The sequence below is a fragment of the Bacillus sp. SH7-1 genome, assembly GCF_008042405.1.
Classification (GTDB): domain Bacteria; phylum Bacillota; class Bacilli; order Bacillales; family Bacillaceae_G; genus Bacillus_A; species Bacillus_A thuringiensis_N.
In genome coordinates, this window is sequence record NZ_QNUD01000041.1 from 60,620 (window position 1) to 72,384 (window position 11,765).

Genomic DNA, 11,765 nt, shown 5'->3' on the forward strand with positions numbered 1-11,765 from the left:
AGTAGAACTTTATTTATTATCAACTTTAAAAACGCATATCTAAATTATACGATTCGGTAAATATACAGAGAATGTAGTTCCCTCTCCAACAACACTTGAAACAGTAATTTTCCCATCATGGCCTTGCACAATATTTTTTGCAATCGCAAGCCCGAGTCCTGTTCCACCTTTTTTTCCACGTGTTCTTGCTTTATCAGCTTTGTAGAAACGATCAAATAAAAATGGAATATCTTCTTCAGGAATGCCCGCGCCCGAATCTTGCACTTCAAAAATAAGACCATTATTTTTCGTATCAATTACAAGCGTTACATGTCCACCTGCATTTGTATGACGAATTGCGTTATCAATTAAATTTGTCAATACTTGTTCCATACGATCTGCATCAAACGGGTATTGCTCAATTGGATTTTGGAAATCAACCGTTAATGCAACTTCTTTATCCTTTGCAATACCTTGGAATTTACGACCTATTTTTTCAACGAAAGGATGAATATCAACTTCACCTATATGTAACTCTACATTACCACTTTCCATACGCGCTAAATCTAATAATTCATTTACAAGTTTACCTAAACGAACAGATTCATCATAAATGATTTGAACAAACTCATTAATTTCTTCTTTCGTTTGCACAATATCATCTAAAATTGCTTCACTATACCCTTGAAGCATGACCATCGGTGTACGAAGTTCATGTGATACGTTCGCAATAAAGTCTTGACGCATCTTCTCCAGACGGCGTTCTTCCGTCATATCACGTAATACAGCTACCGCCCCGCGAATTTTCGTTTGATTGTAAAGCGGAGTCATAAGAACTACATAGTTACCTTTTTGTAAATTAATTTCAACCACTTGTTGTTGTTCGCTTTCTACAACTAGATGGAATAGTTCAACAAGTTCAGAAGGGAGCTTTTTACTTAACTCTACTTCTTTCTCTTCTTGCCAAACTTGCAAGAAATGTTCCGCTGGCGGATTGATTACAACGACTTCACCTTCTTGATTTAACGTAATAACCCCATCTGCCATACTACTTAAAATACTAGCTAACTGTTCTTTCTCTTGCTGCAGAGCATTCATATTAAACTTCAACTGTTTCCCCATTTGATTTAAGGCCGTTGCAAGCTCACCAATCTCGTCCTGAGATACCATAGGAGCTTTCGCATCAAACTTCCCACGTGAAACCTCAAAAGCAACCTCACGCATTTTACGGAGTGGTGCTGTAATTCGAGTAGATAAGAAGAATGCAAAGAAAGTTGTTAATATAATTGCAATCCCCGCTGATAAGAATATAAAATCAGTCGTTCTCTCCATACCTTGTATCGGAACTTGTAAAGATTCGTATACGAACACTGCACTTTGATTTTTGGAGTGTACTGGTTTTCCGACAATCATAATATCATTTTCAGTATTTTTATTCTTTCTACTATTAGAGGCTTTTCTAATGTTATTCTTAATTTCTTTTTTGTCTGTAAAAACAGCCGCTAATTCTTTATCTTCTTTTAAGTCATCCATTGTAAGAGTGACTAATCCTTCTTGTTTCGGTGAAGATGAAATTTCCTTACCATCTTCTACAATAATAATCCTTGAAAGTGGATCAGAGAATTTGTACGCGATATTCTCAATCGTTTTTACATCGGCACCTTCTTCAATTAACTCTGAAACACTTGTTGCAACTTTTTGAAGCCTAGCTTCACTCATATCAACATAATATGTTCTAAAAAACTGTGAAAGTAAAATCGCAACAAATCCAAGTACAAACGAAACGAGAAGTAATATGGTCATCCATAACTTCCCTACTACACTTCTCCAAAGCATCAGTCGTTCACAACCTCAAACTTGTAACCTACGCCCCAAACGGTAACAATCATCTTCGCAGCATCTGGTGATTTTTTGCTTAACTTCTCACGTAAACGCTTTACATGCGTATCAACTGTACGTAAATCTCCGAAGAATTCATATTGCCATACTTCTTTTAACAATTGCTCACGATCAAATACTTTATCAGGAGCTTTCGCTAAGAATAATAGTAATTCGTACTCTTTCGGTGTTAAGTTCACTTCATTACCATCTGCTGTAACACGATGTGCATCATTATCAATTGTTAAATGAGGGAACACAGTAACATCTTTTGTCGTTGTATCTTGTGTAAAGAATGTTGTTGGTACAGAACGGCGTAAGACCGCTTTCACACGAAGCACTACTTCACGTGGGCTAAATGGTTTCACAATATAATCATCAGTTCCTACCTCAAACCCTTGTACTCGGTTTACTTCTTCACCCTTTGCTGTCAACATAATAATTGGCGTCGCTTTCTTCTCACGGACCCCTTTACATACTTCGATACCATCTTTACCAGGCATCATAAGATCTAATAGGATTAAATCATAATCATTTTGTAACGCCATTTCTAAAGCTGTATCACCATTGTCTGCTTCATCAATTGTGTATTGTTCTCTCTCTAAATACATTTTCAACAAACGACGAATACGATCCTCATCGTCTACAATTAAAATTCTTGATTCATTTTCCATTTTTACCCGTTGCGTACTTTTACCACAACGGTTCACACCTACCCTTCTACACTATTATGTTGCGCTATTCTCGTTTATTTAAGCAATCTTCTAAATGTTTCACTTCCCATATTATGCTTCACAAGAATAATAAAGTTTGTTCAATTTTTTTCCAAAACTATGTATTTTTTTTGAACGGTATATAATGTCCTCGACATCATTTTACAAAATCAACCGCTACTTTGTCATGTTTTTCTCAAAAAAGAAGAAAAGTTGACAAAAATAAAATAGGAAAGTGACATTCACTCTCCTATTTTATTTCTCTATGCGTATGAATGTAAACCCGCGATAATTAAGTTTACTACAATAAAGTTGAACATAATGATTGCAAAACCAATTACCGCTAGCCAAGCTGACTTCTCTCCGTGCCACCCTTTTGATAAACGTAAATGTAATACCGCAGCATAAAAGAGCCAAGTAATAAGTGCCCAAACTTCTTTCGGATCCCATCCCCAAAAACGTGTCCACGCTATTTGAGCCCAAATCATCGCAAAAATTAATGCACCTAATGTGAAAACTGGGAATCCAATTGCAATAGAGCGATATCCGATTTCATCTAGTAAATCACTATTCGTATTTTTCACTAGTGGCTGAAGTGCTGCTGATACTCGTTTCCTTAAAATAAGTCTTAATACAATATAAAGTAATGTTCCAACTAACACTGACCAAATTACAGTATTTAATTTTTTGGCATTTACAATCGCCGGAACTTCAACTGTCGGTTCTAATTTATTTTCTGTCAATAACTTCCCTTCATGCGGTCCCACTAAAGCCGGAAGATTGTACTTCATCTCCACTTGTTGTTCATTTTTATCAATCCATTGAAACTTCGCTTCATATTTCATACTAGAAAATACCGTTGTTACTCCAATAAATCCAACTGTACAAACAAGTGTGAACACCACAGTTTCTAACCAAAATGTACGTTTGCTTCTCGTTGATTGATCTACATTTTTCAATAAATACATAACGCCCGTTATAAAACTAATCGCTAAGATCGCTTGTCCTGCTGCTGCAGTCGTCACGTGAATATGTAACCAATTACTTTTCAAAGATGGAATAAGCGGCGATATTTCCCTCGGAAACATACTCGCGTAGGCAATTAATAAAAGCGCAACTGGTAATGCAAAGAGTCCAATTATACTTACGCGGTACATAAAATACATGACAATAAATGCTCCGACTAGCATCATGCCGAAAAACGTACCGAATTCAAAAAAGTTACTAACTGGTGCATGTCCTGATGCAATCCATCTTGTAATAAAATATACTGTTTGTGCAATAAACCCTAAAATTGTAATCGTTATTCCTACATTTGCCCATTTATGACCCTTTTCTTTAATTGCTCCCCCGAAAAATAGAGTTGCAATTAAATATAAAATAAATGCGGTAAAGAGAAAGTTACTACTTATTTGCACCATATCGTTTCCCCACCTTAACTAATTTTTTTATCGATTACTTTATCGTTTGGTTGCGGAATTGCTGTACCTTCTAGTACTCTTTCAATATCTTTCTTTAAACCGAACCAATTTTTATTCGTATGTCCTGCAATCCACCATTCATCATTAACGCGTTGTATCCAAATACGGCGATGATTCCAATACATTCCTTGAATGACACCAACCATAAATATAAATCCTCCAATACCGAGAATCCAAAGCGTTAAATCTTTCCTTACAGTAAGTGCTGTTGCATTTTGCATTTCAACACCTGCGAATGACATTTTATACTTATTGTTCCCATCAGGTTCTATATTTTGCTGAATACCAACAAAACTCACTTCACCATCTGGTGTTTCAGGCGTAAACATTTTAAAGACGAATGCAGGATTGTTTGGTAATTTCGTTTTTGTGTTCGGTCTTCCATTCTCATCAAAATAAAAATCAGGGAAATAGCTTAATAGTTCTAAAGAATAACCATTTCCTAAATCATATTTTTCTGTAGGATTCGTTAAATCAACTTTAATTGGTCCCCACTTTTGATTATTTTCTTTATTTTGCAAATGGAAGGACATGCTTTTAAATTCACTTTCTTTATAATCCACTTGATAAATAGCAAATTGATCAAATTTCAGCGGTTCATTCACTCGAATTTCCGCTTCTTTTACCTTTTCCAATTTCGGTTTTTGTCCTGCTATATTTTCGCCGATCGCTTTATATAATACAGCATTCGTTTGGAAGTTTTTCGCAATCATTTTATCACCTACACGGTCAATTGCTTCATCATAAACTTCCTTGTCCTTACTTTTATCATAAACTTCCTTTATAAACTTCTCATTTTTCAAATAGTATTGCCCATCCGTCCCTGGTATTTCTTTCGTTTCACCATCACGTAACCAAAGCGCTTCGTCTACGTACATACTCGGTAAAAAACGAAGCATTGCACCGAATAAAAAGATAATAAGACCGATATGATTCACATATGGACCCCAACGCGAGAAACGTCCCTTTTCTGCTAAAACGTTTCCGTCTTCCACTTTCACATTATAGTTCGTTTTCTTTAAATTCATTTGGATTCTTTCCAAATCACCAGCTTGCGGTGTACCAGTGCCGTATAATCTTTGTCTCTTTAAAAAGCTAGGATGTCTTTTCACCCCTTGTTTTTTTAAAGCTTTATAAAGCGGAATAACACGATCTAAGCTACATATCACAAGTGAAATACCAATTGAAGCAATTAACATCATATACCACCATGAACCGTATAAATTATTAAATCCTAACTGATAGTATAATTGTCCTAAAAATCCGTATTCTTGTTTATAATATTCATCTGGTGCAACCCCTGGAGTTATGTACATTTCTTGCGGAAAAATAGTTCCAATCGCCGATGCAGCTAAAGTGATTACAATGAGCCATACACCTACTTTTACAGAAGAGAAAAAGCTCCAAATTTTATCGACGATCGTTTTTGTTTGCGTGAGAGATCTACGAGCACTCCCCTCATAGCGCATATCCAATAGTTTTATATTTTCATTACTTTCAAATGGTTTCCCGCAAGCTTCACAAAAAACAGTTCCTATTGGATTCACATGTCCACATTCACACTTAATTTCTTTCAACACTCTCACCGCCCTGTATCTATATGTACTATTGTATATTCTAACCTTAAGTTACCGCAATACTCAGAATTTTTAAACCAGAGGCACTATAGGTAAGCACCTCCTATGTAAAGGCTTTCTTTATTACGGCGTAATTTTCTTTAAATAACCTTCTAGCTGTTCTTTCGTTTGTTCACCTATAATTTGCTCCACTACGTTTCCATCTTTATCAATCAAAAAGCTTGTCGGTAACGGTCCTACTCCATATGTCCCTATGATTTTTGTTCCTTTATCAATAGCAACTGGGAATTTCAAATCATATTGTTTCACAAAGTTCTTAACAGCAATTTCTGTTTCATCTGCATCTAACGCAATAATTTCAACGCCTTTTTCTTTATACTTTGGATATAGTTCATTCATATAAGGCATTTCTTTCTCACAAGGTTTACACCAAGTGCCCCAAAAGTTTAAAAATACACCTTTTCCCTTTAAATCTTTTAATTCAATTTTCTTTCCTTCTAAATCTGTCACAACAAAGTTAGGTGCTTCTTTTCCAATTTGCATTTTCTCTTTATCAGCAAAGAATCCTTGATAAAGTGTAAATCCTACAGCACCGCATAAAATGAGTAGAATAATAACGCGAAATAATAAGCGATTTTTTTTCATATTGTCTCCCCTCTCTTCGACGAGTGATGAATATATGTATTTTTTAATAAATCACCAGCGGAGCATTCCACTGGTGAAAGTTTCACAATATCGATTAGCGAGGCTTTGTAGAAGCCAATGCACGTAATTGTTTCACCTCATGTGGTGTCAATTCTCTTGCATCACCAGGTCGCAGACTTCCTACTTCTAAGAAAGCATAGCGTTCACGCTTTAGTTTCACTACTTTACAATCTAACGCTTCAAACATACGACGTACTTGACGGTTACGTCCTTCATGAATTGTTAATTGTACAATCGCCATTTCTTTACGCTTGTCCCAAGAAATAATCTTCACACGCGCTGGTGCTGTTTTCCCGTCTTCTAACGTCACACCACGTTCTAACATGCGGATTTTCTCACCTGTTAGAGGACCTTTTATTTTTGCAACATATGTTTTTTCAACTTTATATCTAGGGTGCATTAATACGTTTGCGAAGTCCCCATCGTTTGTCATTAATAATACGCCAGACGTATCATAATCTAAGCGTCCGATTGGGAATAAACGTTGTGTAATCTCTGGGAAAAAGTCTGTTACAACATTTCTGCCTTTATCATCTGATACACTTGAAATTACGCCAGTTGGTTTATATAGTAAAAAATAAACAGGTTCTTCTTTTTCAAGAGGGATGTTATTTACTTCTACTTTATCTTGAGGAGTTACTTTCGTTCCTAACTCCTTCACTATTTTTCCATTAACTTTCACTTTTCCTTGCTGAATTAATTCCTCAGCCTTTCTTCTCGATGCAATACCTGCTTGTGCAATCACTTTTTGTAATCGTTCCATTTCTTTTTTTCACCTCGAATTTATCTTACCTTACATTAGAAAGACTTGGCAACCGCATACGCTTGACGGCTGTTCGCTTCATCTTACTTAAACAACATAGCGATGATAATAAACATATAAAGGTCAAATCATGTTTTTACCTTTTATTATTGTCCATTTTTTTCATATTGCTCACAATAAAAGTTCATCATTTTGTCAAAAATACCACATAAAAAAACCACTATTAAGCAGCACCTTAATAGTGGTCGTATACATATTATAAGCGAAATAGCATAAAAAATGAATAGTATTACTTAAACATTAAAGAAACAAACACAATTGAACAAATAATTCCGATTAAATCGGCAAAAAGTCCTACTTTTAATGCATCTCCCATTTTTCTAATTCCAACAGCTCCGAAGTATACTGTTAAAATATAAAAAGTCGTATCTGTACTCCCTTGCATCGTAGAAGCCAATCTTCCAATAAACGAGTCTGGCCCATATGTGGCAATTAAATCGGTCGTTATACTTAAACCAGCAGAGCCTGAAATAGGGCGTATAAGTGCTAGTGGAACAATTTCTGCTGGAACATGAATTAAATCTAACATCGGCTTCATTACTGATATCATTGCATCTAATGCACCTGAAGCTCGAAATATGGAAATAGATACGAGCATTCCAACCATAAACGGTAAAATAGAGATCGCAATTTGAATCCCTTCCTTTCCTCCCTCAACGAAAGATTCATAGGTCGGAACCTTCTTTATCGTGCCATATAGAAGGATAAAACCAATTACACAAGGAATTACCCATAGTGATATCGTATTTACAATACTCATTTTTTCCGCCCCTTCCTACTCCTTCTTCGGTAAAAATAGCGGTCAATCCAAATTGCTCCAATCATAGAAAGCACTTGTGCAATGAATGTTACCCCAACAATTTCAGTAGGATTCGCTGATTCGTAAGTCATTCGAATCGAGATGACAGTCGTAGGAATTAAAGTAATAGCTGATGTATTTAAAGCGAGAAACGTCACCATTGAACGGCTCGCCGAATCTTTTCCTCCATTTAACTCTTTCAGTTGTTCCATCGCTTTAATACCAAGCGGCGTTGCTGCATTACCTAATCCAAAAAAGTTTGCCATCATATTCGATAAAATAAATCCCATTGACGGATGATCTTTCGGTATTTCTGGAAACAACTTTTTGACTATCGGCATAAAAAGTGACACTAACTTCCTTAACAATCCTGCTTCTTCTGCAATTTTCATTAAACCGAGCCAAAATACTAAAACACTAATGAGTCCTATACAAATTGTTACTGCGTCTTTTGCTCCATCAAATACAGCTTTATTTATTGCTTCCATCGTTCCATTTATCATGGCATATACGATCCCTATGACTGCCATCGCTACCCATACGAGATTAACCATCGCTCCCAACACCTATCATATGAGAAAAGATTTCTTTCACATTATTCCAGTACATTCCCGTTGTAGCTACTAATTTTCGTTTACTATAAAATAAATTCCGTTCTCCAATTTTCTCATTGCCAACATAAATTTCTGTCTTCCCAACCTTTACGCCATCTTTAAGTTTTGCACTTTTATCGAGTTCAACTTTTACTACGACATCCTTTCTTTCTTGCTCAGTTAATGGCACCGCAAAACTATTTTTCGTATAAACATGATTGGCATATTTCTTTTCAGTTATTTCAGCAAGCGCTCCTTGTCCTACAACGTTCGTTTGCTTGAAACGTTTAAAACCTTTATCAAATAAATTCATATGATCATCCCAATCGCTAGAAGCGCTCAAAGTTACGACAATTAGATCTAGTCCATCTTTTGATGCTGTTGTAACAAGCGTCCGTCCTGCTTTCTTCGTAAAGCCTGTTTTTCCTCCTGTTGCAAATTCATAATAAGACGTCACAAGTTTATGTTTGTTTTTCCACGGATAATCCCACGAATCTGATTTATACGTTTTTGTCCCAAAAATCTTCTTAAAGGTTTCGTTCCCCATTGCATACTTCGTTAAAAGTGCCATATCATAGGCCGATGAATAATGGGATCCATCTCCATCCAAACCATGTGGGTTTGAAAAGTGAGTATCTTTCATTCCAATTTGTTTCGCCTTTTCATTCATTAAATATACAAACCCTTCTATACTCCCTCCTACATTTTCAGCAATTACTTGTGCTGCATCATTACCAGATCTAAGCATGAGTCCGTATACTAAATCCTCTAACTTTACTTTCTGTCCAGGCTTCAAATAAATTGCTGATCCTTCTACTCTCACTGCTTCATTGCTAACCGAGACCATTTCTTTCATTTTTCCTGATTCAGCAGCTAACAAGGCAGTCATAATTTTTGTTATACTAGCAATTTTTTGCGGCTCATGTTCTGCTTTTCCATATAATACACGTCCAGAATGTTGCTCCATTAATACAGCATTACGAGCACTGACATTGCTGTTCATCTTTGCATATGTAGGAATTGGCATAACGCTTGCATACATAATAAGAAGCGTAATGATTACACAAATTCGTCTCATATTTCCCCCCACGTCCTTTTGGCACTTTTTGTACAAGTGTATGCTTGGCCTTTTAAAATATGAACGAAATCTCCTTCTCTTCTCAATAAAGCAAAACTTTAATTAGTTAGAGCTTTGTCCATCCTCCACTGATTAATAGCCCTCAATATTCGGGCGTTTACGGGATAAAAAAGACGCATACAATATGCGTCTAATACGGTGTCCATTCAATTTGTTTTGCACTTTCAAATCTTTTTTCTACATCAGGCCAATTTACAACATGCCACCAGTTTTTTATATATTCATCTTTACGATTTTGGTATTGTAAATAATACGCATGTTCCCACACGTCTAGTACAAGGAGCGGTATCGTATCCCATTGTGTAAATAATTGATGAAGTGTACTCTGCAAAATTTCTAATCTTCCCGATCGTGGCACCCAAACGAGAATCGCCCATCCTGAACCTTCCACTTTAGAGGCTGCTTCTGTGAAATGTTTTTGAAAACGCAAGAAACTTCCAAAATCTTGTTCAATTCGGTGTGAAAGAGCCCCTCTTGGACTTCCGCCGCCACCTTTTTTCATGTTATTCCAAAATATCGTGTGTAAGTAATGACCTGATCCATGAAAGGCCGCTTCTCTTTCCCAATGCTTAATTAAATCAAATTGATTTGTTTTTCTCGCTTCTTCCATCATCTTCTCTGCCTTATTTAATCCTTCCACGTAACTGCGATGATGTTTATCATGGTGTAACATCATAATTTCTCTAGATATATACGGTTCTAACGCATTATACGGATATGGTAATGGTGGGAGTGTATGCCCTCCAATTGGAACAGCTCGTTCACTATCCCCTCTTTCATATAGTTCATATTCCTCTTCTCCCTGTACAAATACTTCCTGCAAATGATGCTGAATATGTTCTACATCATCACTTATTTCATACATAAACTCTGCATCTGTATCATACTCATGCTCTTTCATACGGTCTAATAACGTTTGAATTTTATAAGCAAGCATATGGACATCATACACTTCCATCGCACGGCTATCTAATACGTGAAGAACACTTTCACACCAGCTTTCTACTTCATGAAAGTAATCTGTAAATACACCTTGCTGACTCATGTTACACCTCCTTAATGCTATCCCCTTAAATATATTCAAAGGAAATCCCTTATATAACTGTACAAAAGGAAAAGAAGCTAAGTCCCCTTAGCTTCTTTTTCGCAATTAATATTTGTGTAACATCTTTGTTTGGTAATCCGTCTCATAATATTCTAGTTCTTCACGCATCAATTGAAATTTACCTTCTAAATTCTTCATTACTTGCTCTATAGATACAGGTGGCGTTTGTTGAAACACGATGGAATTTTTCCCTGTATAGGCAGAGCGACTATTTTCATACCAATGATCACTCTTTGGTGAAAAAAACTCTGCAATTACTTGATGATAAATTTTATATAAAATTTTTTCAGCTGCTGTTTTTCGAAATGGCTGGCTATTCAACAAAACAAAACATGCATCATGTCCTTCTTCACAAAAAACGAGAAGACGCCTTATTGATGCTAATAACCCTATATAATATTGCTCGTTCCCTGTCGGTGTCTCTTCTAATAAAGAAGGCAACGTATGATAATTTACATAATTGGTTATCAAAGTAATAACATCTTCTAAAAATATAGAAACTTGTTCTGTTTGATTTTCAACCATCAGATTAGACATTTTTTCCCTCTCCTTTGCCATTTCACGCTATTTCTACTCTTTTATTTTTATGTAATTCAGCCAATATTTCTTGTACTTTCAACACCGTTTCCTTATCAAAATATTTTTCAAATACTTCTATATTATTTAAATACAAACGTTTTTGCGTACGTAGCTCATTCTCTTTTAGTAAACAACATATCGCTACAATATCCCGCAAATATATGTCTTGATTTTCTACTTTACATAATGGATTTCCTTCAAAAGGAGTAATTTCTTGTAAAACTTCTTCAAAATACCGAACATATAAAACAGAAAAGGTTCTTTCTTTATCATTTAATATATATGTCACTTCAGATCTATTAAAAAAATCTTCTGATGTATTAGGTTTTGCTTTCTCTAACTCATATCCCGCATAACCTATTATTATCATCTACTTCCCCTCTCTTCCTTCTTTC

12 protein-coding genes are annotated in these 11,765 nt (G+C 35.7%); all 12 read right to left on the bottom strand.

Features of this window, described 5'->3' with window-relative positions:
- Nucleotides 1-39: 39 nt before the first annotated feature.
- The 12 genes from resE to DN390_RS25620 all read right to left on the bottom strand — a co-directional run bounded on the left by resE (nt 40) and on the right by DN390_RS25620 (nt 11,740).
- Nucleotides 40-1,815: a sensor histidine kinase ResE gene (gene resE, locus DN390_RS25565; protein WP_097949109.1), complete on the bottom strand. Its 1,776-nt coding sequence runs from the start codon at nt 1,813-1,815 to the stop codon at nt 40-42.
- Nucleotides 1,815-2,531: a DNA-binding response regulator ResD gene (resD, locus tag DN390_RS25570; RefSeq protein ID WP_002017976.1), complete on the bottom strand. Its 717-nt coding sequence runs from the start codon at nt 2,529-2,531 to the stop codon at nt 1,815-1,817. Before resD ends, resE begins: the two co-directional genes overlap by 1 nt.
- A 302-nt stretch (nt 2,532-2,833) precedes the next feature.
- Nucleotides 2,834-3,991 (bottom strand): cytochrome c biogenesis protein ResC, encoded by a 1,158-nt coding sequence (gene resC, locus DN390_RS25575; RefSeq protein WP_060630156.1) that lies wholly within the window; start codon nt 3,989-3,991, stop codon nt 2,834-2,836.
- 14 nt (nt 3,992-4,005) lie between these two features.
- Complete coding sequence (resB, locus tag DN390_RS25580; RefSeq protein WP_147808814.1) at nt 4,006-5,631, bottom strand: cytochrome c biogenesis protein ResB; 1,626 nt, start codon at nt 5,629-5,631, stop codon at nt 4,006-4,008.
- A gap of 120 nt (nt 5,632-5,751) precedes the next feature.
- Nucleotides 5,752-6,273, bottom strand: a complete 522-nt coding sequence (resA, locus tag DN390_RS25585; protein WP_060630154.1) for a thiol-disulfide oxidoreductase ResA — start codon at nt 6,271-6,273, stop codon at nt 5,752-5,754.
- A 94-nt stretch (nt 6,274-6,367) separates the two neighbouring features.
- Nucleotides 6,368-7,096 (bottom strand): 23S rRNA pseudouridine(2605) synthase RluB, encoded by a 729-nt coding sequence (gene rluB, locus DN390_RS25590; protein WP_060630153.1) that lies wholly within the window; start codon nt 7,094-7,096, stop codon nt 6,368-6,370.
- Between the two features lie 289 nt (nt 7,097-7,385).
- Entirely contained in the window at nt 7,386-7,916 is a 531-nt protein-coding gene (gene spmB, locus DN390_RS25595; protein ID WP_000029511.1) for a spore maturation protein SpmB, read from the bottom strand.
- Complete coding sequence (gene spmA, locus DN390_RS25600) at nt 7,913-8,509, bottom strand: spore maturation protein SpmA (protein ID WP_060630152.1); 597 nt, start codon at nt 8,507-8,509, stop codon at nt 7,913-7,915. Before spmA ends, spmB begins: the two co-directional genes overlap by 4 nt.
- Nucleotides 8,502-9,626, bottom strand: a complete 1,125-nt coding sequence (gene dacB, locus DN390_RS25605) for a D-alanyl-D-alanine carboxypeptidase DacB (RefSeq protein WP_147808815.1) — start codon at nt 9,624-9,626, stop codon at nt 8,502-8,504. Before dacB ends, spmA begins: the two co-directional genes overlap by 8 nt.
- 190 nt (nt 9,627-9,816) lie before the next feature.
- Complete coding sequence (locus DN390_RS25610; RefSeq protein ID WP_060630150.1) at nt 9,817-10,731, bottom strand: superoxide dismutase; 915 nt, start codon at nt 10,729-10,731, stop codon at nt 9,817-9,819.
- A gap of 105 nt (nt 10,732-10,836) precedes the next feature.
- Nucleotides 10,837-11,328 (bottom strand): YpuI family protein, encoded by a 492-nt coding sequence (locus DN390_RS25615; protein WP_147808816.1) that lies wholly within the window; start codon nt 11,326-11,328, stop codon nt 10,837-10,839.
- A gap of 22 nt (nt 11,329-11,350) precedes the next feature.
- Nucleotides 11,351-11,740: a hypothetical protein gene (locus tag DN390_RS25620; protein WP_098951083.1), complete on the bottom strand. Its 390-nt coding sequence runs from the start codon at nt 11,738-11,740 to the stop codon at nt 11,351-11,353.
- Between the last annotated feature and the right edge of the window lie 25 nt (nt 11,741-11,765).

Coding starts and splice junctions, on each gene's coding strand:
- resE (WP_097949109.1), bottom strand. CDS start 1,815: ATGCTTTGGAGAAGTGTAGTAGGGAAGTTATGGATGACCATATTACTT.
- resD (WP_002017976.1), bottom strand. CDS start 2,531: ATGGAAAATGAATCAAGAATTTTAATTGTAGACGATGAGGATCGTATT.
- resC (WP_060630156.1), bottom strand. CDS start 3,991: ATGGTGCAAATAAGTAGTAACTTTCTCTTTACCGCATTTATTTTATAT.
- resA (WP_060630154.1), bottom strand. CDS start 6,273: ATGAAAAAAAATCGCTTATTATTTCGCGTTATTATTCTACTCATTTTA.
- rluB (WP_060630153.1), bottom strand. CDS start 7,096: ATGGAACGATTACAAAAAGTGATTGCACAAGCAGGTATTGCATCGAGA.
- spmB (WP_000029511.1), bottom strand. CDS start 7,916: ATGAGTATTGTAAATACGATATCACTATGGGTAATTCCTTGTGTAATT.
- spmA (WP_060630152.1), bottom strand. CDS start 8,509: ATGGTTAATCTCGTATGGGTAGCGATGGCAGTCATAGGGATCGTATAT.
- dacB (WP_147808815.1), bottom strand. CDS start 9,626: ATGAGACGAATTTGTGTAATCATTACGCTTCTTATTATGTATGCAAGC.
- DN390_RS25610 (WP_060630150.1), bottom strand. CDS start 10,731: ATGAGTCAGCAAGGTGTATTTACAGATTACTTTCATGAAGTAGAAAGC.
- DN390_RS25615 (WP_147808816.1), bottom strand. CDS start 11,328: ATGTCTAATCTGATGGTTGAAAATCAAACAGAACAAGTTTCTATATTT.
- DN390_RS25620 (WP_098951083.1), bottom strand. CDS start 11,740: ATGATAATAATAGGTTATGCGGGATATGAGTTAGAGAAAGCAAAACCT.